The sequence below is a fragment of the Microcoleus sp. FACHB-831 genome (assembly GCF_014695585.1).
In the GTDB taxonomy this organism is placed as follows: Bacteria; Cyanobacteriota; Cyanobacteriia; order Cyanobacteriales; family FACHB-T130; genus FACHB-831.
The window spans coordinates 351636-376594 of sequence record NZ_JACJON010000068.1; the positions used below are offsets into that span (position 1 = coordinate 351636).

Here is a 24959-nt window from a genome sequence, read left to right on the forward strand (position 1 = left end):
TTGCCCTTTTGTTAATTATCCAATTTTTAATCGACAAATGCCTCAGCTAAGTTGATGACTTCATCAAACTGAAAGCTATCCACTAAGTTCCTCAAAGTAATACCCAAAGAAGAATTCTCTGCGGGTATTTGCTCAATTAGATCGAAAATCAGCATATCGCTGCCTTGAGCAGCTGCATGGTATAGCTGTTCTATCCACTGACTCGGCATGCGGGAAATTTGAAGCGCGAGGTCGGCATTATTTGTAACGTCTTCTGGGTTTTCCCTCCCGTTTTCTGTGTGTAATGCTTCCTCTTCGTAGAGATATCGCACTCCTACATATTCGCTCATTTTTGCGAGCAACTCCTCTTCTCGAAAGGGTTTACGCATGAAGTCATCACATCCGGCTGATAAAATAAGTTGTCGCTCATCTTCAAAGGCGCTGGCAGTCAAGGCAATAATTACCGTTGCCTCACCATTAACTGAAGCTCTAATCTGTTTGGTACTTTCATATCCGTCCATAACGGGCATCCGCATATCCATCCAAATCAGGTGCGGCTGCCAAATTTGCCACACGGCTAAGGCTTCTTGACCGTTCTCAGCCTCGCGCACGTCAAAGCCTAATGAGCTGAGTAGCCTGACTAAGAGGAAGCGGTTAGTCGGCTTATCTTCCGCGACTAGAATGCGATAAGTAGGTTGGTCAGGTGCTAAACCAATAATTTTTTTACTAATAGGAGCGCTTGTTTTAATCGGAGTACCGTCAACCGCACTCACCAAGATATTAAATACAAAGCGAGTTCCCAAACCCAACTTACTACTGACAGCGATCGCTCCCCCCATCAATTCCACAAACTTGCGACTAATGGGTAAACCTAAACCTGTTCCTTGACCGGATTTCAAACCTGTTGCAGTTTGTCCGAAGGCTTCAAATAAATTATCAAACTCCCTAATGTCAATGCCGCAGCCTGTATCTTCAACTTCAAACATTAGGCATTGGCGATTGAGGAAATCGGGTTCGGTACTGGAAATTAGGGGCAATGAAGATTGGGAGTCGGGAGTCCACATTATCCCTTCACCAGCCACCAGTTCCCTGCCCTCTGTTCCCTGTTCCCCCCTTACTCGCAATGTAACGCTCCCTTTTTCTGTAAATTTAATGGCATTGCCGAGGAGGTTAATCAAAATTTGACGCAGTTTAGTTGCGTCGGTTTTTATATATTGGGGTACATTAGGGGCGCGCTCGAAGGTAAGTGTAAGACGCTTGGATGTTGCTTTGAGTTGTAGCATCTCTTCGATACTATCGAGCAGATGATATAGGTCAACGTCATTTTCGTACAAGGTGATTCGCCCCGCCTCGATTTTTGACATTTCCAGAATGTCGTTAATCAATTCCAGCAAATGCTCGCCGCTACGACTAATGATGCCTACAAATTGCTGATGTTCAGCAGATAAGGAGTTATCACGGTTCATCACTTGGGTAAAACCGAGAATGGCGTTGAGTGGCGATCGCAGTTCGTGGCTCATATGGGCAAGGAATTCAGTTTTGGCGCGATTGGCGGCATCTGCGGCTTCCTTGGCTTTTTGCAGTTCGGCGGACTGGTTTTGCGTTTGCGCTAATAACTCGGCTTGTTGAATGGCAACTCCTAAGTGTGCCCCAATCTGAAGTAACATTCTAATTTCTGCTTCTTTCCAATGGCGGGGTTCCGAATTTTGGTAAGTCGCCAATAGACCCCATAGTTGATTGCCACAGAATATGGGGACAATAATGTATGCTCGTGCCTGAAATTGCTCTAAAAATTCAATGTAACAATCGTCAAATCCTGCCTGGTAGATATCGGGAACGCAGCGGTAATTTGTTGACCCGCGATAACCACCGCCTTGAGTTTTTTGCAAATAAGTATCTATTATTATTGGGTCATTAGTAGGACCCAAGGTTTTGACAGCACAATCGGCGTTGCCAACAGCTACCTTTTTCAGATCGGGTTGATGGGTTTGTTGCTGCACAAGTTTCTTCCAACCCGTTGCTACCGACTCAGAGACAAGCTCTCCACTCCAGTCAGGGTTAAAGCGATAGACAAGGACGCGATCGCACTTGATGGCTTGTCGCAGTTCTTCGGTCGTCGCACTAAAAATTTTGTCAATCTCTAACGTCTGGCGCATCCGTTGGATGGCGAAGGCGATCGCTCTTTCTCGTTCCGCACTTTCTTGCAATGCGGCTTCAGCTAGTTTGCGATCGGTTATATTCCGGGCGACACCAACTAAAACTTGATTGCCAGCGCCATCTTTAAAGGCTACTTTTTTTGTTGATAGGGTATAGTTTTTGGCAAACCCATTAGTGAATGTTTCTTCGTTTTCGTATTCAATGCCTGTAGTAAATACTAGATCGTTATATTTACAGAAAACCTCAGCTTCAGCTTTTGAGAAAAAGTCATAGTCAGATTTGCCAATCAACTCTTCACGGGGATACCCGGTCATCTGACAAAAGGCATTGTTGACGATTGTCCAACGATGTTGTCTGTCTTTAACAAAAATAGGGTCAGGTACTGCGTCGATCACCCGCTCCAAAAAATCTTGGCTTGCCTGTAATGCGGCTTCTGCTTGCTTTTGGTTAGTTATGTCGCTAAAGGTGCAAACGACCCGCTCTACGCTACCATCTTTTGCTATTTGCGGCTCGGCATTCGCTAGCAGCCAGTATCGTTTTAGGTTTTGGATTTTAGATTTTCGATGTTGGATTGGGGATTTTTCCCCAGTTTCTTCATTCTCAGAACGAGCGATTCCTATGACTATATTATGAATGGATTGGCGGTTGGCGATCGCCTGTTGCACTGGTAGCTCTTTTGTTGGGAACGGCGTACCGTCTTCGTGCAGCAACAGCCAATTTGCACCAAACACCTGATGTAGTAATTCCTCTGATTTAAGATTGAGCAGATGAATAGCCGCTTGATTCCAAATCAGAATTTCCGCATTGGCATTGAGCAACAATACACCCACCTGCATCTCGCGGATTAGCATCCGAAAGCGTTTCTCGCTTTCCTCTAAAGCCTGCTCGCGCACTAACTGAGCAGTTAGATGTTTATCAAATAGGGATGTCAACAGCGCTAAACTCAAAATGAATAGGGTAGCCATCCCAATAGCACCAGCTAGCCAGGAGCGAGAGATAGTGGGAGACGGCTCTACGGGCAAGCCGTTGTGGGGAATAAAGTGACTTGCCCACATCCCGGTGTAATGCATCCCGCTGATGGCAATTGCCATGATAAAGGCGCTGCCCAGTTTCTGGGCAATCTGCTCTTTTAAGGATCGATCTCTTAGCCCAAAAGCAAGCCAAAGGGCAGCAAAAGAAGCACTAATGGCGATCGCAACTGAGAGGCTAACTAACCACCAGTCATACTCTATTGTTGCCATTAGTTGCATGGCTGCCATGCCCGTGTAATGCATCCCAGCAATGGCAATTCCCATGCAAACGCCACCGCAGAGTAAAAGTTGTATGGAAACTTCTCGACTCAGAAGGTATAAAGCAATACCCGAAGTAAGCACTCCATACAAGAGCGAAAGCACAGCGCTCGACATATTATAGTGGGCTGGCTGAGGCAGCTTGAAAGCCAACATGGCAATAAAGTGCATTGACCAAATCCCTGTTCCCATTGCGATCGCACCACCCAAGAGCCAAAGCCAGCGCCGCAATCCCACAGCCAGTTGCACTCGCCCCGCTAAGTCTAGAGCTGTGTAAGAGGCTATGAGGGCGATCGCAAAGGAAAGTGCTACCAAGCCTAAATTGTAAGTGCCAGTCATTCCCTATCCATATTTTTTTGTAACTTTGTCTAGTGCTAAAAGTCGCTCGCTGTAAATTTTTTAGGAGATGAAGATACTTGATAATAGTCTCGGCCAACATCCTTTATATTTGCCTGGTTAATGGCTTGCAAGTCTTATAACCCTGCTAATTCAAATTAGGGAAATAAAAGGCAAGTTTTACGGTTTATGGCAAGGATAGGGATGCCGTCTTCGGTGAGAGTAACTTAAAGTTTGGCGTATCCTTTGCATTACTCTGGTAAGCGCCCGCGAGCGCTCCATCATCCACTTTACGGCTAAATTTGTCCGCTGGCGATGGTGATTTCACGGATGATGCAACCAAGGCGTGGCTAACGTCGGAGCCATTGCCAGATTCTGCACTATATTATTACTTTCTCCTGCGGCTGAAGGTTAAATTAACCGAGCTATAACTGCTCCATAGGGAGGCGCTATGGTATAAATTGCCCTCTTGGACTGACACGCGATTTCTTCTATGAATTCTGTTTCCCAAGTGAGGGCTGTGTTCTGATGTTGTTTCTTGTCTTAACACTTCCTGAATGTAAAAAATAACAGTGGTAATGGGGGAGAAGTTTTATGTTTAATTGTGCCTAGTTACTTACAAATCAATATTATAAACTTCCTGTCTTTCCCTGACGTTTGCAAAATTTGTAAAAAGCGCCATCATTGTGGGCATATCAACAGAAACGCGAGGAGTGAGATTGAGTTCATTAACCGCAGCGTTGAAAGAGTAGCCCTGCTTGATGCGATCGCCAATTTTTTCAACTTCAGCCCAAGTTAAATCGCTTTCAACATAGGCTTTAGCTATGGCGATAACCAAGTCTACATCGTCGTTACCTTCTGCTTCGGTCATCATATTGTGACCAATATCTAGAGAGCGGTCAAAACAGTGATACCAACACTGCGGCTGATGCGCGATCGCAGCTTTAAATAAATCTTCATGTTCCTCCTTGCCTACAGCGAGATCCTTGTCGCTGGACACAATAAACATGGGTGCTGCTTCCCTTTTTTTCACCTGTTGGATAATATCTTCCCCCATATCTAAGAAAAGTCGCAATGATGGCATCAGAAAGCCATCGTAGCCAAATGATGTCACCCCTGGTTTTGTCTTCCACTCAAAGTAGATATTAAATATTTGTACGACCAAATCTACTAGCTTGTTGGTGCCACTTAAATAAGGGGCAAACAACAACGCTCGGTTAATTTGTACCGCACGTTCTACTGCCAACCACCCTGCCAGCGTACTTCCACCAGAAAGTCCTCCTACGATCGCGTCTCTTCCCAAAGCTTGAGCCTTTTGCAACCAGTGAATGCCAAATTGTTGATAAACTTCTGGGTTTTCGGGGAGTGGAGGGGGGTTATCTGCATTCCAATTGCCTGCAATACCATGTCCGGGCAATAAAGGAATTAAGACGTTATAGCCTGCTTTAAAAAAGGCTTTTCCTATAGGTACAAATTGTTCTGGGGTAGCAGTAAATCCGTGAAAAAATAGGCAAACCTTGCTTGTTGGCTCTTGGTGAAGGAAAAACTGAGAGCGACATTTTTCATGCATTACTGGCAGCGCATCTTCATATGCTTTGATGTCTCTTATCATTGCTGCTGTAAAGGCAGAATAGTCGAACATTTTTGTCGTCATAACTTTTGTGTTTGTCCGCGCCATATGTTAACTAAGAGCAAAATCCCCAGAGCTAAAGCTAATGCGATCGCCCACCCAGCGATCGCGGGTTGATTGGCTTGACGGACTGCGATCGCTACAAACGCCCAGATAACTACAAGGGGGTAGGCAATGTCAACCCCGTTTCTAACAATCGTGGCTGCGATCGCCGCCGCCACAATCAGCATAATTATTGTCCATACTTGAGGACTAATCCCCCAACCATTCCAACGCCAATAGTACAGCGTACTGGCTATATTAACAATTGTCGCTACGCTAATCCACGCTAAGTAGATACTTAACGGAATATGCACAAACCACTTGTCTTTCCTCGAAACTCTTTCCTTACCAATTCCTAGCCTGAGATAAATCCCAATCAGAGGCAGCAAAATCCCCAGCATTGCCACTACAGAAAGCCCAAATAATTGGTATTCAAACAAAAATACCCAAACAATTTGAGCCAGACTTGCCACTACTAAAAGATAGCCAACGCGCTCCAATTGGGGATTTTGCCTTTGAGCGGGCATTACTTGGTAGATTCCTAAGCCGATCAAACCCAGATAAATGATTCCCCAAATGGCAAATGCATAGTTAGCTGGAATAATCTGAACTTCACCGAACAATTTATTAGAAATATCGCCAATTGTCAGGCCATTAGGCGGGGCAATATTTGCATACACGTTGACACCAAAAGCGGCAACGATAGCACCTAAAGTTAACCATTGCCTAAGAAGATTTGAGCCTAAAGATTTTCTATCCGTTTTCATGTTAATTCTTGCTTCCTTAATTGTTTGTTTAAGAGCAAGACTATACCAGTGGCGATTAATCCTACAGTCAAGAGGGGAACCCAAAGTGATAGCAGGGATAAGATAATTGAAGTTGCGGATTCAAGTGTAGAAACAAGAGCATTTCCGATTCCTGCGGTGAACGCTGTTGAAGACAAGCGAACCATGCTTGTTAATGCTTGAACGATACCCGCAGAACCTCCACCAGCAATTACTGCTACCGTCCACTGGATCAAAGGATCGTTATGGGGAAATAAAGCAGCGGTAAGAGAAGTTCCGACTGCGATCGCTAGCGGTGTGGAAACTGTATCCAGTAAATTATCCACCCAAGGAATGTAGTAAGCAGCAATCTCAATAAAAGTTGCTACGCTAAACGCGATTAATGCCGGATAAGTCCCAACCCACTGAAAATCCTGTGAAAGTGGCAGATGTCCAATTAGCGCAGCCATACTCATCACGAGGGGCGGGACAAAAATCCTAAAGCCGCAAGCCGCGCTCAAGCCGATGCCAATTGCAATGCTTATTACAGTATCCATTTTATTTTTTATTCTGGCTTGCGTCGCCCTCGATGCCATCCGCTCCAAGTCAGATTTAGGGCAGGAAGTTGCTACTATGCGATCGCAGGGTTATATCGCCCCACCCCAATAACCTTATGCTTGCAATATATGAAATGTCAAAGCTGGCTCTTACTCAAAGTTTCGTAATCTAAAATCTTGCATCATTATTATTTACTTTTTGATACCCTCGTTCCCAGGCTTAGCCTGGGAACCAGAACAAGAGGCTCAGCCTCTTGTTGAGACTGGTGCAAGATGTCAGCTAATCTAAAATATAAAATCTAAAAGTTTTATATCAACTCCCGTTATTCTTAACACAAAGCAGAGACGCGGATTTGTCGCGTCTCTGCTTTGCGTTAAGAACTAGGATGAAAAATTTATTCGGAGTTGCTGTAAGCTACAAATTCTCAACTCAAGCTGTCTGTAGTTCAAGGCTTGGATAGTCGATATACCCTTTCTCATCTCCTCCATAAAAGGTATCGCGATCCGGCTTGTTTAATGCAGCATTTGCTGCAAAACGCTCTGGCAAATCAGGATTAGCGATATATAGCCGTCCATAAGCCACTAAATCAGCATCGCCTGAAGCCAAAACCGCATTTCCTAATTCGAGATCGTAGCCACCTGCTGTAATCAGCGTCCCGTTGAAGATAGGACGAAAGTAACCTACAGGGAAGCCTTGTGTATGATTTTCTACCGTATTATGGTTATCGGTTCTAGGGTCAACCAAGTGGAGGTAAGCCAAATTAAAACGGTTGAGAGCAGCAGCCACGTAGCTGAACAAAGCACCAGGATTTGAGTCGGACATACTGTTAAATGTACCGCTGGGAGAAAGGCGCACGCCTACTCGTTCTCCACCCCAAACTCCAACAACTGCTTCTGTTACTTCCATCAACAATCGGGCGCGATTTTCAATTGAACCGCCATATTCGTCAGTGCGTTTGTTCGTGCCATTTTGAAGAAATTGGTCAAGCAGATAACCGTTGGCGCTGTGAATTTCAACGCCATCAAAGCCAGCCGCCAGTGCATTTTCAGCGCCTTTGCGATAATCTTCTACAATCCCTGGAATCTCTGCTGTCTCTAAGGCGCGAGGAGTGACGTAGGGTTTTGGCCCCTCTAGGGTGCTAGCGTCACCTTCAGGAGCGATCGCGCTTGGTGCAACTGGCAACTCTCCCCCTGGTTGCAATGATGGGTGAGAGATTCGCCCAACGTGCCACAGTTGCAGGAAAATCCGCCCCCCATGTGCATGCACTGCATCTGTCACCAGCCGCCATCCAGCAACCTGTTCTTGCGAATGAATCCCTGGTGTATTCGGATATCCCTGTCCTTGAGGCGACACTTGAGTTGCTTCAGAGATAATCAAACCCGCTGATGCTCGTTGTGTATAGTAAGTCGCATTCATCTCTGTTGGGACATTCCCCGCAGCAGCACGGTTTCGAGTTAACGGAGCCATCACAATTCGATTGGGAAGTTCTAACGAACCGAGCTTTACAGGTGAGAATAGATTCACATTGGTACTCATTGGATTAATCTCCATTTAAGATAATTAGTCTGCACTGCTGATGTAGCTCTATCATCAAGCCGAGTCGCTAGTTCAAGCCCACAATATTATTTGCTTAACCTCTCCCCCAACCCCTCTCTAACAGCAGAGGATAGTATGATTCCCCCGCTTCTCTTGCAGGGAAAGAGTTTGGGGGTTTAGGTCTGGCTTATAGTGTATTAAGTTTGTCAGCAAGCACTTCTTTAGTAACTACGCCAACTACTCGATCCACTACTTGACCATCTTTGAAAAATAGAAGCGTGGGAATGGCTTGGACGTTGTAGTGCAAAGCAAGTTGTCCATAGTCGTCAATGTTCAACTTGCCAACCTTGGCAATCCCTTCAAAGTCAGCCGCTAGTGCTTCAATTAATGGGTTGACTATTCGACAAGGACCACACCAAGCCGCCCAAAAATCTACGAGAACCGGAGCTGAACTGGCAAGGACTTCGCTTTCAAAGTTGTCTTCGGTCAGTTTGATGTACGTGGAGTTGTTCGACATGGTTTGAGCCTCCTTTAGGCTGATTGCAACCCATGCAAGACGTTAAGTAGTTAAACAACCATTTGAGTTAATACTAACCAGCCTACTAGGGATTGTCAAGTGGTTATTTAACTATTTCACTAACCAGCTGCAAGCCGTAAGATAGAAGTAAGGCGAACCTCACCCCCAACCCCTCTCCTGCAAGGAGAGGGGAGAACAAGTCCCCATTTCTGGCAAGGGAAGGGGGTTAGGGGGGTTAGGCACTCCGCTATAGCTTATGTTTTAAGCGTTAACCCAATTCAAAACTTAAAATCAATTGCGACTTACCCAGTCAGGATGCGATCGCGCTATGGCATTTATTCCCATCGAAAATCTAAACATCATGGATATCAACGACAACATACAATTGGCCTCTGTATCTAAAATTGCCCAGCCAGACACAGAACTTCGAGCTAAAATCTTTGCGGCGCTGTCCGACCCAACGCGCTTGCGGGTTGTGGAATTGTTGGCTGAAAGTGGAGAGATAAGCGGTTCAGAAATCGCCAATCGGTTGGGGATTAGTCTAGCTTTGTTTTGCCACCATTCTAAAACGCTGTGCGAGGCGGGATTACTCCAGACGCGCAAAGAAGGTCAAACTAAGTACAACTCGCTGAATCGCGAGTTATTGGTTGATTGCTTTGCCAGTTTGATATGCAAAGAGTTGATAACAACAAGATCTGATAGCGCCTAATTCTCAAAGATGTATTTTAGTGGTGCGATTGTTAGCAATCTTTGCGCTATCTGGCATTTGAGCGATCGCCATAAACCAAGCTTTATCTTGAAGGATCTAAAATCACTTTGCCAATATTTTTCCTTTTGTCAATAATCTCGTGTGCTTTTCTGACTTCTGACATAGGGAAAATACACTCTGGGCGGACAATTGGTTTGAGGTTGTGTTGTCTCATATAGTCGGTCATTCGCGTCCAAATAGGTATTATTTTTTCGCGATGATCTTCCAATAAAAAGCCCATATGTAAAGTCATATACCCTTGCGAATGCAAATCGCTGACTTTAATCCTGGGCAGATTTCTCCAAGCGTTATACCAAGAAAAGGGATTGACTTTATTAACCTTTATACTTGATGCACCTATCAAAACAAGCCGACCTAGTGGAGCTAATATTTTCAAGCTGCGAGCGTGAACATCGCCGCCTACGCTTTCTAATATGAAATCTGGTTTGTTAGATTTTTCTAGGATTTTATCAAAGTCCTGATAACTAAGCGGAGTCGCCCCAAAGGACTTGATATGCTCCATTTTACTGGGCGTGCTAGTTGTTGCATATACCTGCATACCAAAAGATACTGCAAGTTGTATCGCCGCAGTGCCAACGCTACCAGCCCCAGATTGAATTAAAGCAACTTCACCAGGTCTGACGCGAGCCATTTCAAATAATGCAGTCCAAGCGGTAGCCCAACTACCGCACAAACAAGCCGCTTCTTCAAAACTAAATTCTTCAGGAGCAGGTAACAACGAGTTTTCATGGCATGAAATAAACTCTGCATAATTACCGATTTTGGATGCTACAACTACTCTATCGCCCACCTTAAATTTTTCGACTTCCGAACCTACAGTTTCAACTATTCCACTGCTTTCTAGCCCTAAAATATAAGGCAACTTTCCTGCCCAATTATAAAGACCTTGACGCGATAATATATCTGCATAGTTTACGCCAGCATATTTGATTCTTACTAATACTTCTTTGGCCGCCACTGTTGGTGTTGGGACTGAGGAGACGTTTAAAACTTCTACTCCACCTACTTTTTCTAGAAAGACAGCTTTCATATTTACCTTACCTTCAATTTATTAAAAATTATTGTTGATTAAATTATCGTGCGATCGCAAGTTTGAGTTATTAGCAACATTATTTCTCAACTCTCTTCTTCTCTCTTGCCTCCGCGCTCTAACGCCTAACAGTTTGCTGGTGGGTCTAACCCGCCTCGCGCTAACGTCTAACGCTTTGCTAATGGGGTTGATGTTTCTTAAAACAAAAAGTTGTAGTGTCGGCAACGCCCACAATTAAGTCTGTATCTAGGTGACAGAAATTTGCCTGGGAAATACCGAGCTATGTTTAGTTGCAGTTCTACCCAATTACCACAAAATTTTTAAAAATGGTGTCACTCAAAAAAGCGACTGGTCACAAGCTAAAGCAAGACCGATTATAGAGATGAAGAGATGAACTGATGCGTTATCAGTAAGTTAAAACTTTTTCTCATGGAATCAACTCACATTTCTACGGCTCTTGTAGAACAGCAGCCTCCTGGATTTTAGACGGTTGGCAGAGATAGCACGCTGACTGGCTAGCTAATTCCCAATTTAGCGATAACGAGACTAACTTGCCCTATTTCTATATGTATATTGTGGCGGGGGTTGTACCTCGACGAAACCGTTCCCAGGTTGGCGATCGCATCTTTAAATTTTTGTAACAAATCGTGTCCCCAATAACCCCGTCTTGCCTCTTAAAAGACATCTGGATTTAGAGAGGAACTGCTGTGTGTTGAATGTGAAGTTTATTTATGTTGAATCGAGATAAATAAACGATATTAAGCGGAAAATTCCTGAATATTTCTTTTGCAACTGAATAAGGAATTAGCAGCCAAGATACTGCTACTAAACAATCTTTTACAAGGGTAAATCACAAATTATGAAACCTAGCCTTCCACAAAACGATCCATCCCCCCAAACCCGCGAAAATTGGCTACAGCGCAACCGTAAAGACTACGAGTTTGACCATAGCTTTTTGCCTCCTATGCCGCTGCTCAAAAACTTACCCCAGCAAGAGAGCTTCTCGGCTAAATATATTGCCGAGCGCCTAGCAGCTACAGCAGATCTTCAGGTTAACTTGCTGGCGGCAAAATTTAATTCTTTTTGGGATCCATTGGATGAATTCCAAGACTATGAAGATTATTTTCCCATCCTTCCTAGACCTGGGGTAATAAAGACCTATGAAACTGACGATTCTTTCGCCGAACAACGGCTATGCGGGGTGAATCCGCTGGTTTTGCAAAAGATAAAGGAGATGCCGCAAAACTTCGCATTTACCATTGAAGACCTGCAAAATAAATTTGGTTCTTCTGTAAATTTGCAGCAAGAACTAGATAATGGAAATTTGTATCTAGCTGATTATACTAAGCTTTCGTTTGTTCAAGGGGGGACTTACGAAAGGGGAAGAAAGTACCTGCCTACGCCATTGGCATTTTTCTGCTGGCGAAGTTCTGGTTTTAGCGATCGCGGTGAACTCGTACCTATAGCGATCCAAATCAATCCGGGTAAAAACAGCCCCATTCGCACGCCTTTTGATAATCCTCTAGACTGGTTTTATGCCAAGATTTGCGTTCAGATTGCTGATGGCAACCACCATGAGATAAGCAGCCATCTGTGCCGAACCCATTTAGTTATGGAACCTTTTGCGATTGTTACTGCTAGGCAACTGGCTCAAAACCATCCCCTTGGCTTATTGCTTAGACCCCACTTTCGATTCTTATTAGCTAACGGAGATCTAGCTCGCAAGCGTCTGATTGGGCGGGGCGATTATGTCGATCAGTTATTTGCTGGAACCCTACAAGAGTCTCTGGAAATTGTTACTTCATCCTATAAAGAATGGAGTTTCGATCAATTTGCTATGCCTACAGAAATTAAAAATCGTGGCATGGATGATGTAGCAAGTTTGCCTCATTACCCATATCGAGACGATGGGATGTTGGTGTGGAATGCCATCAAAAGTTTTGTTTCAAATTACTTAAATATTTACTACAAAACCCCAGAGGATATAAGCAGCGATACAGAGTTGCAAGCGTGGGCGCAGGAATTAGTTTCTAACGAAGGCGGGCGGATCAAGGGTATGCCCGATCGTATCGGAACTGTCCAGCAATTAGTTGATATTGCCACCACAATTATCTTTACTTGTGGCCCCCAGCACGCTGCTGTGAACTACCCCCAATACGAGTACATGGCTTTTGTTCCGAATATGCCGCTAGCTGCTTATAAACAGATTACAGAAGAAGGAGCGATCGCCGACCGAAAGAGCCTGCTATCTTTTCTTCCACCCCCGAAGCGGATTGCCGATCAACTTTCGCTCATATACATACTGACAGCCTATCGTTATGACAGGCTGGGTTACTATGACGAGCAGTTTGACGATGAAGAAGCGCAAGGGGCAGTGGAGAAATTTCACCAAGATTTAAACGCCGTCGAGCTTAAAATTTCGTTAAACAACAGACATCGTTTAGTCGAGTACAACTACCTCAAGCCAAGGCTTATCCCTAACAGCATTAGCATTTAAGAAGCCTTCGCCACAACTTTTTATCTCCATCTGGAACGCTGGTAGTGGGTTAAATTGGTAGCTACAATTACCCATTAACAGCTATTTCCTTTTGTTATTGTCGCTTTTTTCAATACAGTCAAAACTGTTTTGGGACACCTCTCTTGTACCTGGCTCTAACAATGGGCTGTTTTGTTCGGTTGGTTGCTGTGGTAAGGTTATTTGATTAAACTTTGGATCTGCCATCTGCACAGCAATTCTCATTTCTCCTTTGACTACTTCTAAATTAAGTTGTGTTTCTTGTTTTTCCGCTTCCAGGCTGGCTGTCAAAAATTGAAAATCTTGAGCGCTTAGACTTTTATCCGCCGCCCAGGATAAAGCATCATGTAATTCCTGTCCGCGCAATAAATGAGATCGATCTTGTCTGGTGGAAGCTTCCCAAGCTGATAGCGCCTCAGAGTAGGGGCGTAAGTTGGCTAATTCCTGATTAACCCAATTAATATTAAAAACTGCGTGGTATATGCGGTTATAAATTTTTAACTTAGCCTGCTGCTTAACTACTAACCCCGATAGCCTTAGCTCCATTTCTTCTTGGCTGTCAGCCGCAGCAATTTCTCCGTTTAGTAAAATTTGTTGATAGAGTCCTAGCAATCTGGCTGTGCGTTGTCCGCTTCTTTTAAGGCGATCGCGTATTGTCCTCAGATGCTCTGGCTCATCTGTTGCTTCCCAGTTTTCGATAAGGCGCGATCGCACTAATTTTTCTACTAATTCCCCTTCTATCCCCGCCGGAATAAAATATTCCTCTGTCACAATCAATTTACAAACTTTTTGAGTAAGAAATGGCTGTCCGCCTGTCCATACCAAAACAGAAGCAAGTACAATTTCCGGATTGCTAGCAACTCTTGACAATCCTAGCGCTAGCGGTTGCGCTTCAGACAATTGAAAGCCGTGCAACTCAATCGCCCTACCAATATTAAAAGGCGTGCTGTAATTAGTCTCTGTAATCAGATCTGCTGGTGTTGCTACCCCCAATAAAGCAAAAGTGAGGCGATTGTATTCAGAATAGTCAGCACGATTGTTGTAGCAGCAGCGAATTAAGGCAAAAAAATCGTCTACTTTAAAATTAAGGCTGAGGGTGCTATCAATTTCGTCAATAAAAATAACTATATTTTGCGGCACGGAGGGTAACAACACCTCGCGGATAAATTCACCCAAGCACTGCACTGGGGAAAGAAAAGCGCGATCGCGCCACCAAATTCTTATATCAAATTTATCTAATAAATTAAACCTACTAGCCAACGTGTAGGTAATACCTGCATACCACTGATTTGGCGTAATATCTCGGCTACCAATTGCTGTCAAATCAACAACAGCACAAGCAACGCCTGAAGCTTCTAAGCGTCGCATTGTTTGCACGCGCAAGCTTGACTTGCCCATCTGTCGCGAGTTGAGAACGTAGCAGAACTCTCCCGCGATCGCCCCTTCATACAAATCAGAATCCGCCTGTCTTGTCACGTAGGTAGGGGCATCCAGTGGCAGACTACCGCCAACTTGATAATCATAGGACGATCTCGGTTCCGATCTCATAGATGTTTCTATATTTTCCTTCGCCCAAAAGTGGCGATCGCTTAAACTAATATGCGCCTTTTAAGCAGATGATAACCTCTCTCGGAAATACTGACGATATAAATTGCATCTTGGCGTTACCTGATTTCCTTGCAAGTTTACTAAACCCATACTATGTAACTTAAATCCCTGCATCGACTCTAGCTGTACGGGGCTATCCGCATCCACTACCTTTTTAATAGCTGCTGCTAATAAGGGATGCTGTTCTAAATTCCACAAATGTCGCCTCAAATGGTCGCTATATAATCCTGCATCGGTGGGAGCAATTTTTATAAGTTCCTGCAATGTCATCTCATTTCTGGCAATATTATAGAGAGCAAGCCGCACCAAATAGGGATGTCCCCCCACCATATCCATCAATTGTTTAACTTCTTTTTCCCCCCAAGACAATCCATGTCTAAAAGCTAGTTCTTGCGTCTGATTTAAGTTAAATTCAGGTAACTCAATCGGTAGCCCCACATTAAACGGCGATTGATTAACATCCATTGGCACATAAACTTCTGTGGAGTGTACCACCACCAACCGTAGTTTTTTCCAAATATCCCGATTCTTTGCTTCCTCATGCCATGCCCGCAACAAACCAAAAAAATCAGCAGCCAGTTCTGGATATTTAAACACCACATCTACTTCATCTAAACCCAAGGCTAGGGGAGTAGAAATATTCGCTAATAAATACCGCTCAAAGTAAGATTTACAGGCAACTTTACTGCCAAAAATTACATTCCAATATTCATCTAAACGATCTGGTAATTCTAGCTGTAAAGCAACATTGGCGCAAAACCACTTTAAGAACTGCTCCAAGTCTGCAAATACTTTGCTATCTGCTAACTGAAAGCTTAAAGGCACTGTTGAATAATTTTGTTGGGATGCGCGGTGAAGAATTCGCGCCATTAGGGAAGTTTTTCCCATCTGTCGGGGTGCTTTAATTCTGATTAATGCACCAGGTTTAGCGATCGCTTCATAACATCGCTCGTCTATACCAGACCGTTCTACATAAAATGCCGACGCTAACTCTACTTGTCCCCTTGGTAATTCTGGTTCTGCTACAGGTTGGGGTGGGTAATTTGGAGTAACAGCATATAAAGTTGGGAAAGGTGAGCTTTTAACAGGTGGTTTTACTGCAATTTCCTGGCTTGATGCCAATAAATTTAATACTGTTTGAATAACCGATTTTGTATCGTCTTCTGTATGCCACTCTTGCCCCTCTATTCCCTGAAGATAACCGCGCAAATCGTGGTTTAGCAAGCTAAAAGCACAATTAATGCGTATTGGTACGATCGCAGGCTTGCGGTCAGTTCTATTTTCCCGCAATGTTTTAGCCATTCGTACTTCTTCTGTCACCATTTCGCTACAAGCTGACATCGGCGATAAGAGCAGCAACAAGCAATCGCATTTATTTAATTCAGAGTAAATTTGTTGTAACCCATTTTTTGCCATTCTCAGACTGCTGCTAGCCAAAAAAACTTCGTAACCATTTGCTTTTAAAGCTGCGTCTAGCTGCGTCATCAAGCTAATGTCTGGGTCAGCATTGCGATGGTAGCTAAGTAAAACAGAAGTGCGATTCGCAATGCTTTGATTTGCCCCGTTGAATAACTCCGGTCTGTACTTAGCAAATAACGAAATTAAATCAGAACGATGCGAAAATCCTGGATCTTGCAGATTGCTAAGAGCAAAGGCTTTGCAGATATTTTCGATGTGTTTCCTGACAGTTTCTTTAGTGATATGCAGAGAGCTGGCGATCGCAGCATCTTTTTCACCCGCTAAAACTTTTAGCAACACTTCATGCTGTCTTTGAGTCAGCGCTGCAAATGCCTTTGTGAACTCTACTTGATTCATGTTTTCTTGCCTAAGTACACAGGTAGCGAAAATCAGGTGTACCCGTAACCTTTCTATTTTTACTACATCGGGGGTTACAGCGTAGCGTTCGTGCAAGCACTTTCACAGATGTGTAGCTATCTGCATGCTTGTCGCGATCGCCGTGAGTCCTCGATACACATACAACCTGTTAGCTATTTCAGCATGGAATAGTCAGAAATATACAGCTTTCTACTAATGGGTGTTTGAAATGAAATTAAGTTTTTCCACTATAAATTCTCTAAGCAGCTTGTGTTTGTTTACCACGTTAGCAGCGATCGCAATTAACAAGCCGATAGCTGCAAGTGCTGCGACCAATCAAGAAAACGCTCGGATGATATCTCAATTGTTGCTTGTTGACAGCCGCTTGCCACAACGCAATACCGATATTTTATTGATTTACCAAAATAAAAAAGATCCACCGCCACCAGGGCCATCCTCACGCGGGGGAAGTCGATAGCCCGATGGTCAAATAACAGAGAAAGGCAGCTTTTTTACACATTACCGATCCATACCATTTTTACCAAAAATTTGATTGAATCAGGGCGATTTTGTGGGCACGCACTAATCAATAAAAGTTAGGGTTTATATCCTGACTGGAGCAATTCAGGGTTGATACTTATTAATTAGCGATCGCTGCGGTTTTGTCATACCCAAAGCAAAAGACTTTCTCTCCTTCACGCCAGACTACTGACTCCACCTGGTCTTCAGGAATTGTCACCCATCCCTGTTCCAGCAGTTGAAAGTCGCAGACTACCAACTGGGGGTCATCGCCAGTTGAGGCGTATAGGTTGAAGAGGTTTAACTCCTGTTCTGTCGTCAATCCTGCAATGTTGACTCGAAAAGCCCGTTGGATATCAAGTTCGCAGCCGTACTCGTCGTAAATCTCAATGAAGTCATCAGGAGTAGAACCAAAGGTCGGAACCCCTTGCGGAAACACGTCTTTGAGTTCCGGGTTCTGGTTGTTGAGGATTAGGTAGTACATGGCACCCTCCAAGTGGTGAACTGTAAATGGCATGGGGCGATCGCCCATTATCTGTTCTACTTTTAGCGACTTATCCCGTCCGGAAGGAAAAAGAACTTTTTCATCCTTGTCGGCGATCGCTCATAACCTTTTACTACTTTTAGCGACTTATCCCGTCCGGAAGAAAAACAAAAAAATTTTTCAATTTTACAAAAATCGCCTCTAAGCCTTGTCCTGCAAGCGTTTCAGCTTTATCGCCATTTTTGGGCTGGATGGGGGCGATCTCTCATCCAAGGGTAGCTCTTACTGCTTTGGTATAATACTAATTACTACTTATTGACCTATAATCTATATTTTATATTAAAAAAGTATTATGAGGTATGCAAGATACAACCATAAATTTTGAAGAAGCCCTCAAAGTTGCGGATGAGGCAGTTTTTGCAAGTGAAAAAAAGCACCTAAGCGATGTCGAAATAACTATTCTTCGGGGTTCTTGGCAAAATCAGACCTATGAAGAGATGGCATCGACTACTGAATATGCTGCTAATTACCTACAGCGAACGGTGGGACACAAGTTTTGGAAGCTACTTTCCAAAGCATTAGGAGAAGAAGTTAGTAAAACGAATTTTAGGACAGCATTAGAGAGAAGATGGCGCGATCGCGCACCTGCTAACACCAAAGCGCCAAAGCTAGAATTTAAAGAATCAACAGCAGCGGAAGATTCACCCTTTTATTACGTCGAACGCCCTCCAATTGAACAACGCTGTTATGAGGTAATAAAACAGCCTGGATGCTTGATTTGTATCAAAGCACCAGAGCGAATGGGCAAAACATTACTTAGCGGAAAAATTCTGGAGCAAGCAACTTTTCAGGGCTATCGAACAGTTTATTTAAACCTTAATCTAGCCGATAAGTCAGATTTCAATAACCTCGATAATATTTTGCGCTGGTTTTGTGTAAGTGTTGCTAGAGAACTGCGCTTGCCCAATAAGTTAGATGATTATTGGGATGATCGATACTCTAGCAGCAAAGCCAACTGTACGGCATATTTCGAGCATTATTTATTGGCTAATGCTAATACCCCACTAGCTTTATGTTTAGATGAAATCGATCTGGTTTTTCCGCATGAAGAAATTGCCGAAAGTTTTTTGAGCTTATTGCGAGTTTGGCATGAAAAAGGAAAAATTAGTAATATTTGGAAAAAACTAAGATTGATATTAGTACACTCCACAAAAGTGTACATAGATTTAGATATTAATCAATCGCCTTTTAATGTTGGACTGCCCATAGAGTTGCCAGAATTTAACGAACAACAGGTACAAAAATTAGCACGACTTCACGGGCTAAATTGGTCAGTTAAAGAAGTAAAGCAACTTATGGCTATGGTGGGAGGGCATCCCGATTTAGTGCAGCAAGCTATTTCTTATCTCAAAAGTTATAAAGACATCACATTCGAGCAATTTTTGAAAAATGCTCCTACAGAAGCGGGAATTTATGGAAACCACCTGCGGCGACTTTGGGCGCGTTTAGAAGAACATCCGGAACTGCTAGAAGCGCTGAAAAAGGTCGTTGCATCAACTACCAGCGTGCGTCTGGAATCGGAGGAAGCGTATAAATTAAACGGCATGGGGTTAGTGCAGTTGCAAGGAAACGATTGCAATCCAAGATGCGATTTGTATCGTCAATATTTCCGCGATCGCTCGGGAATTAAGTAAGGGGTACAATTAAACGCTAGAGAGCCAAATCCTGCGAGTAAAGGCGTTAGTTTTTTTTTATCTACACCCACCTACTTACCCCATGAACGCAGAACAAAACTCGATTTATCAAGTTGGGGGAAGTCTACCGCCTGATGCTACTACTTATGTGGTGCGCCAAGCTGATGAAGAGCTTTACTCCGGTTTAAAAGCGGGGGAGTTTTGCTATGTGCTGAACTCCCGGCAGATGGGAAAGTCTAGCTTGCGAGTGCAAACTATGCAACGGCTTTTGGCAGATAACATTGCCTGTGCTGCCATTGATATTACCCTCTTGGGAACTCAGCAAATTACTCCAGAACAATGGTATGGAGGCTTGATTAGAAGTCTCACCGATAGTTTTGATTTATCAGGAAAATTCAACTGGCTTAAATGGTTGCGCGAGCGCGAGTTGTTATCGCCAGTTCAGTGGTTGAATGAATTTATCGAGTCGGTTCTGCTAGACGAACTTTCTCAAAATATTGTTATCTTTCTCGATGAAATTGATAGCCTCCTCAACATAAAATTCAAAGATGATTTTTTTGCCATTATTAGAGCTTGTTATAACCAACGCGCTGACAAGCCAGAATATAAACGTCTCTGCTTCGCATTATTGGGAGTAACAACGCCTTCAGATTTAATTGCCGACAAAAATCGCACGCCTTTTAATATAGGTCGAGCGATACAATTACATGGGTTTAATTTATCTGAAGCACAGCCATTAGCTGAAGGATTGTCTATCAAAGTTAGACATCCTCAAGTTGTTCTGAAACAGGTGTTAGATTGGACGGGGGGACAACCATTCCTCACGCAAAAATTGTGCGATTTGATTGTAAAATCGCCCGCAACGATGGCTGACGAGGATGAAGCAGAGTGGGTTAATAAATTAGTGCGATCGCAGGTAATTTCTAATTGGGAATCCCAAGACGATCCCAAGCATCTGAGGACGGTACGCGATCGCTTGCTGAGAAACGAGCAACTAGCGATCGCTCTACTGGGAATTTATCAGCAAATATTGCAAAAAGGAGAAATTACCGCTGATGACAGCACCCAACAAACACAATTGCGGCTTTCGGGTTTAGTCGTCAAACAAGATAGCACTTTAAGAGTTTATAACCGCATTTACCAAGCTGTCTTTAACCAAAATTGGGTTGCTAAAGCGTTAGCAAATCTGCGACCATACTCGGAAGCGATAACCGCTTGGTCAAATTCAAACTATCAGGATAAATCTCGACTATTACGCGGGCAAGTATTGCAAGATGCTATAAGCTGGGCAAAGGGCAAAAACTTGAGCCATAGCGATTACCAATTTTTATATGCCAGCCAAGAATTAAGCTTAACAAACGCATTAATCGCTGAAATCGAGGCGCTTAATTCAGCTTCTCAAGCTCGTCTGCGCTCAAACGATCAGCTTGGAGCATTATTAGATGGTGTCAGAGCAGCGAGAAAATTGCAGTCTGTTTCCGCCGATCCGGAACTAAAAAATCTTCAGAAAAAGATAATTTTGAACTTACAACGGTTGCTTTCATCAGTGCAAGAACGCAACCGTTTAGAGGAGCATAATAGTTGGGTATGGGCTGTTAGTTTTAGCCCCGATGGTGAAACAATTGCGAGCGGTTCTGCTGACGGAACTGCGATGTTGTGGAGCCGTGAAGGTAAGTTGTTAAATATTCTCCAGCACAGCGATCGCGTTTATAATCTATGTTTCAGTCCAGACGGACGAACAATTGCTACAGCTAGTATAGATAAAATTGTCAGAATATGGAGCCTTGACGGTCAGTTACTCCAAAGTTTTCAAGACCATAAAAAAAGCGTCCATAGTATCAGTTTTAGCCCTGATGGTCAGATAATGGCTACTGCTAGCATGGACAACACTATTAAACTTTGGAGCCTCAGCGGATCTTCAAAACCCATAAAAACTTTAAAAGGACATAAAGGCGGTGTTAAAAGCGTTAGTTTCAGCCCCGACGGTAAGATGCTAACATCAGCCAGCGAAGACAAAACTGTGAAAATTTGGAGTATTGATAACAGTGAGGGGATAGAAGTAAAACTCCTTCACACTCTAAAAGGCCATAAAAGCATTGTTACAAGTGTAAGTTTCTGCCCTAAAGGACAAATTATTGCTAGTGCAAGTGAAGATAAAACTGTTAAATTGTGGAGCATTGACGGTGCAGAAATTCACACTTTAAAAGACCATGATGATAAAGTTTGGATGGTGACTTTTAGCCCGGATGGTAATATAGTTGCCAGCGCCAGCGAAGATAAAACTGTAAAATTTTGGCGTTGTAGCGACGGTTGTCTGCTAAAAACTTTGAAGGGTCATAGTAGTTGGGTTTATGGCGTGAGTTTCAGCCCAAACGGACAAGCGATCGCAACTGCTAGTGCGGATAACACGGTGAGAATTTGGTATCCAGACATCCGATTGCTGAAAGTTTTAAAGGGCCATGACTATTTTGTGAATTGCGTAAGTTTTAGCCCTGATGGATTAACTATTGCTTCAGCAAGTCGCGACAAAACTGTGAAACTCTGGAGTAGTAATGGCGAGAATCTGAAAACCTTAGAGGGTCATAAAGGTTGGGTTTATGCTGTTAATTTCAGCCCTGATGGGCAGATTTTAGCTAGTGCTTCTGGTGATAAAACCGTGAAACTTTGGAGGCGTAACGGTCGCATCCTAAAAACCTTAATTGGGCATAAAGATGAAGTCAATAGCGTAGCTTTTAGTCGCGATGGACTAACTATTGCATCGGCAAGTCGCGATAGAACTGTCAAACTATGGAGCCAAGACGGTTCCTTGCTCAGAACTTTGGAGGGGCATAATGATTGGGTTTATGGTGTAAGTTTCAGCCCTGACGGACGGGCGATCGCTACCGCTAGCAAGGACAAAAGTATTAAACTCTGGAGTTGCGATGATGGAACTTTGCTCGCAACTTTAGAAAGCCATAAAGATGAAGTAAATAACGTTATTTTTAGCCCGGATGGTGAGATTTTCGCTTCGGCTAGCGATGACACTACTGTAAAATTATGGCGAAGCGATGGTATGTTAATCGCAACTTTGGAAGGGCATGAAAATAAAGTTTTAGGCGTGAGTTTTAGTGCAAATGGCAAGATGCTAGCATCAGCAAGTTTTGACAAAACTGTGAAACTTTGGAGCCGTAACGGTGAGTTGTTAAAAACTTTAGACGAGCATAACGGTAGAGTTTCGGGAGTAAGTTTCAGCCCGGATAGAAAAATGTTGGCGTCCGCCAGTTGGGATGGAACTGTTAAACTCTGGCGTATTGACGATCTCCCCGAACTTATAGAGGAGAGTAGCGATCGCTCTCTTGATCTAGAGCAATTCGTGACGCGGGCTTGCGAACATCTGCACGACTATTTAATGCCTAAATTCAACGAATCTATTGGTGATGGTATATTCCCCAAATAAGCAGCGGACAATAACGCAATCTTGAAAATTTACACCAATAAAAACGATAGCGATCGCGCCTTTTGTTAGGCAAGTAAATTTACATCACTTTCCCCTTATTTCTGGCTGCGATAGTGCTTATCAACCAATAAAAGACAATCTATCTATTATTTATCCTGTAAGAACAAAACCTTAAATATTAGGTAATGTTAACGTTTTTATTTAAACCAAAATTAATACTATATATGAATTAAATCATGCACTATTGTAGGTTGCGGCAAGGTACGAAACCCAATTTTAAAAATGCCTTAATGGATAGCTATCGCGCTCTAACAATCCTAAAAACAATTAATTTGTACTAATATTAAATCTTATACTTAAACTTAAATATGTAATACTAGAAGAGTAGATTTAAATTCAAAATATGAATTGCCTCCAGTACTTTTATCGGCTTTTAAGCCGCCGAGAATACAGCGCTAGCGAATTAAAGAAAAAAGGGAACGAACATGGTTATTCAGAGAGCGAAATTACTGAAGCCATCAACGATCTTCAACTCAAAGACTATCAGTCTGACACTCGATTAGTTGCCAACCTGATCGCATCTTCTCAAGGCAAATACGGTAAATCTGTGCTGAAGCGAAAATGCATGGAAAAAGGAATTCCTGCTGATGTATTTGAAGAAGTATGGCTGTCACAAGATGAAAGTGATGAAATAGATGGTTTGGCCGATCTAAAGGCAAAAGTAATGCGTAAATACAAAATTGAAGATTTTCAAAGTATTGACCAAAAAACTAAAGCTAAGTTGTTAAATTACTTGCAATATAGAGGATTTAATGGCTTTGCAGTTATGAACCAATGGCGAATGCAACAAGAAGAAGAAGAGGAGTAGCTGGAATTGGCAATATCTTGGATTGCTAATTCCTGATTTTTCTATGACGAACTACTTTATTTATAATTTGTAAATATATATGAAAAATGCATAAATAGCAGTTATAGAGCTTTTTTACTACAGCCGCGATCTGCGCTAACGCCAAGGGCTTCGCTTAGCTGACGCAGCAGCGCTAACGGCTAACGGCTAACGCTTCGCTTCGCCTAACGGCTAACGCTCCGCTGACGCTATCGCCGCCTCCCCAAGTTCGTGAGACTACGCGGAGGTATTGGTATATCGATGTTATTCAGAAATTATGCAAATTTCCCGTAAAATGCCATTTATGAGACTAGCGCCTTGGAATCTTCACCCTGCTTCTCCCCAGGCTTTCCTATAGGCTAAGACTACATCTAGAGCATCACAGCGTAGGATTTAATTATTCTTCGCTCGGATCATTTCTTGCTAGCATATAGCGGAGCTGTATGTGGTTATTTTGTCCCCAGAAATGTTAGTTTTTTGTAAAAGTTCAGCGATTATAGGAGCCAATTTTATCTCAGCTGGAACGGTACATTTAGAGCATGACAGGCGAAGGTTGCGAAAGACCTAATTCTTTATTCTTTGCTGGCATTATTTGTGTCTAATCTGTTGGTAGCTGGTAGCGATCGCCGAATTTCACCCAGAAATGTAAGGGTTTTGTAAAGGTTCAGCAGTCATTGCGAGCAAATTGTATCTAATGTGTCAGTATTAATACAGATAACAACTTCCACTGCTTCAGTAATCTCACAGAAGTTAAAAGTGGGTGTAAAGCTACCTCGCCCTATAAGTAGAAATGCGATTAATAGCGTATTGACTTCACGGCGTTGCAAACCAATTTGTGCGGATTCAGGGAGATAACTACTAAAGGGTGAGGTTTTGAGGCAATGGAAGCTAAACGGAACTATTTAACCGTAGGAATTCCATTATGCCTAAGCACAACCAAACTACTAATAAAACAAGCCAAAGTATTCCCCAGGTTTTAGCAACCCTACCCGTTAATATTAAAGCTTTATCACAAAAAAATAGCGCCTTCTTTAGCACTACAATACCCTTCAAAAAGCTGAATTTACTCCTAGCAACCCTAAGCTTAACTGGGTTCATCAGCCAAAACCCCCTGATGGCTCAAACCATCACCCCAGCAGCAGACGGAACGGGTACAATCGTCACACCGGATGGACAACGCATAGATATCAACGGCGGTACGCTTTCTCCAGATAAAGCAAACCTCTTCCACAGCTTCCAAAAATTTAATTTAGACCAAAATCAAATAGCCAACTTTCTGTCCAACCCATCCATACGCAACATCTTGGGGAGAGTTACAGGCGGCGACCCATCCATAATAAATGGTCTGATTCAGGTTAGCGGTGGCAACTCCAACTTATACTTAATGAACCCCGC

The 24959-nt window shown here is 43.2% G+C and carries 19 protein-coding genes; 8 read left to right on the forward strand and 11 right to left on the reverse strand.

All coding sequences use genetic code 11. From position 1 onward, the window contains the following. Positions 1 to 26 precede the first annotated feature (26 nt). The 4 genes from H6F77_RS21865 to H6F77_RS21880 all read right to left on the reverse strand — a co-directional run bounded on the left by H6F77_RS21865 (position 27) and on the right by H6F77_RS21880 (position 6754). Positions 27 to 3764 carry an MHYT domain-containing protein gene (locus H6F77_RS21865; RefSeq protein WP_190491018.1) on the reverse strand — a complete coding sequence of 1246 codons (3738 nt, stop codon included), beginning with the start codon at positions 3762 to 3764 and terminating at the stop codon, positions 27 to 29. Positions 3765 to 4377: 613 nt separating this feature from the next. Continuing rightward, a complete protein-coding gene (locus H6F77_RS21870; protein ID WP_242022381.1) occupies positions 4378 to 5415 on the reverse strand; it encodes an alpha/beta hydrolase in 1038 nt (345 codons plus the stop codon). Further along, positions 5412 to 6200: a TspO-related membrane protein gene (locus H6F77_RS21875; RefSeq protein ID WP_190491019.1), complete on the reverse strand. Its 789-nt coding sequence runs from the start codon at positions 6198 to 6200 to the stop codon at positions 5412 to 5414. Before H6F77_RS21875 ends, H6F77_RS21870 begins: the two co-directional genes overlap by 4 nt. Continuing rightward, positions 6197 to 6754 carry a DUF4126 domain-containing protein gene (locus H6F77_RS21880; RefSeq protein WP_190491020.1) on the reverse strand — a complete coding sequence of 186 codons (558 nt, stop codon included), beginning with the start codon at positions 6752 to 6754 and terminating at the stop codon, positions 6197 to 6199. The genes H6F77_RS21875 and H6F77_RS21880 overlap by 4 nt, the downstream gene beginning before the upstream one ends. Here H6F77_RS21880 and H6F77_RS28515 point away from each other — a divergent pair. Further along, positions 6735 to 6866 carry a hypothetical protein gene (locus H6F77_RS28515; protein ID WP_255515830.1) on the forward strand — a complete coding sequence of 44 codons (132 nt, stop codon included), beginning with the start codon at positions 6735 to 6737 and terminating at the stop codon, positions 6864 to 6866. The two genes, H6F77_RS21880 and H6F77_RS28515, sit on opposite strands and share 20 nt — an antisense overlap. Before the next feature lie 318 nt (positions 6867 to 7184). On the opposite strand, the gene H6F77_RS21885 is transcribed toward H6F77_RS28515, so the two are convergent. Next, entirely contained in the window at positions 7185 to 8291 is a 1107-nt protein-coding gene (locus tag H6F77_RS21885) for an alkene reductase (protein WP_190491021.1), read from the reverse strand. Between the two features lie 187 nt (positions 8292 to 8478). Continuing rightward, positions 8479 to 8808 (reverse strand): thioredoxin, encoded by a 330-nt coding sequence (gene trxA, locus H6F77_RS21890; protein ID WP_190491022.1) that lies wholly within the window; start codon positions 8806 to 8808, stop codon positions 8479 to 8481. A gap of 295 nt (positions 8809 to 9103) precedes the next feature. Here trxA and H6F77_RS21895 point away from each other — a divergent pair, with 295 nt between their 5' ends. Next, the gene (locus H6F77_RS21895; RefSeq protein WP_242022384.1) at positions 9104 to 9517 is read left to right on the forward strand and encodes an ArsR/SmtB family transcription factor; all 414 of its coding nucleotides are present in this window, start codon (positions 9104 to 9106) and stop codon (positions 9515 to 9517) included. A gap of 82 nt (positions 9518 to 9599) precedes the next feature. Here the strand turns inward: H6F77_RS21895 and H6F77_RS21900 are convergent, their stop codons facing one another. Next, complete coding sequence (locus H6F77_RS21900; protein WP_190491023.1) at positions 9600 to 10607, reverse strand: quinone oxidoreductase family protein; 1008 nt, start codon at positions 10605 to 10607, stop codon at positions 9600 to 9602. Between the two features lie 515 nt (positions 10608 to 11122). Next, entirely contained in the window at positions 11123 to 11251 is a 129-nt protein-coding gene (locus H6F77_RS28520) for a hypothetical protein (protein WP_255515831.1), read from the reverse strand. 215 nt (positions 11252 to 11466) lie between these two features. Here H6F77_RS28520 and H6F77_RS21905 point away from each other — a divergent pair, with 215 nt between their 5' ends. Further along, complete coding sequence (locus H6F77_RS21905; RefSeq protein ID WP_190491024.1) at positions 11467 to 13104, forward strand: lipoxygenase family protein; 1638 nt, start codon at positions 11467 to 11469, stop codon at positions 13102 to 13104. An 81-nt stretch (positions 13105 to 13185) separates the two neighbouring features. Here the strand turns inward: H6F77_RS21905 and H6F77_RS21910 are convergent, their stop codons facing one another. Both H6F77_RS21910 and H6F77_RS21915 read right to left on the reverse strand, forming a co-directional pair. After that, positions 13186 to 14670 carry an AAA-like domain-containing protein gene (locus H6F77_RS21910; protein ID WP_190491025.1) on the reverse strand — a complete coding sequence of 495 codons (1485 nt, stop codon included), beginning with the start codon at positions 14668 to 14670 and terminating at the stop codon, positions 13186 to 13188. Positions 14671 to 14730: 60 nt separating this feature from the next. Continuing rightward, positions 14731 to 16545, reverse strand: coding sequence for an AAA-like domain-containing protein (locus tag H6F77_RS21915; protein WP_190491026.1), 1815 nt, complete (start codon positions 16543 to 16545; stop codon positions 14731 to 14733). A 229-nt stretch (positions 16546 to 16774) separates the two neighbouring features. Here H6F77_RS21915 and H6F77_RS21920 point away from each other — a divergent pair, with 229 nt between their 5' ends. Beyond that, on the forward strand, positions 16775 to 17023 hold the full coding sequence (locus H6F77_RS21920; RefSeq protein WP_190491027.1) for a hypothetical protein: 249 nt from the start codon (positions 16775 to 16777) through the stop codon (positions 17021 to 17023). A 162-nt stretch (positions 17024 to 17185) separates the two neighbouring features. Here the strand turns inward: H6F77_RS21920 and H6F77_RS21925 are convergent, their stop codons facing one another. Next, positions 17186 to 17596, reverse strand: a complete 411-nt coding sequence (locus tag H6F77_RS21925; RefSeq protein ID WP_242022385.1) for a hypothetical protein — start codon at positions 17594 to 17596, stop codon at positions 17186 to 17188. Positions 17597 to 17907: 311 nt separating this feature from the next. Here H6F77_RS21925 and H6F77_RS21930 point away from each other — a divergent pair, with 311 nt between their 5' ends. From H6F77_RS21930 to H6F77_RS21945, 4 genes are all read left to right on the forward strand, one after another. Further along, positions 17908 to 19242 (forward strand): AAA-like domain-containing protein, encoded by a 1335-nt coding sequence (locus tag H6F77_RS21930; protein WP_190491028.1) that lies wholly within the window; start codon positions 17908 to 17910, stop codon positions 19240 to 19242. 82 nt (positions 19243 to 19324) lie between these two features. After that, on the forward strand, positions 19325 to 22678 hold the full coding sequence (locus tag H6F77_RS21935) for a WD40 domain-containing protein (RefSeq protein WP_190491029.1): 3354 nt from the start codon (positions 19325 to 19327) through the stop codon (positions 22676 to 22678). Positions 22679 to 23081: 403 nt separating this feature from the next. Then, positions 23082 to 23546, forward strand: coding sequence for a regulatory protein RecX (locus H6F77_RS21940; protein ID WP_190491030.1), 465 nt, complete (start codon positions 23082 to 23084; stop codon positions 23544 to 23546). Positions 23547 to 24486: 940 nt separating this feature from the next. Beyond that, a partial coding sequence (locus tag H6F77_RS21945; RefSeq protein WP_190491031.1) for a two-partner secretion domain-containing protein occupies positions 24487 to 24959 on the forward strand: 473 nt, incomplete at its 3' end.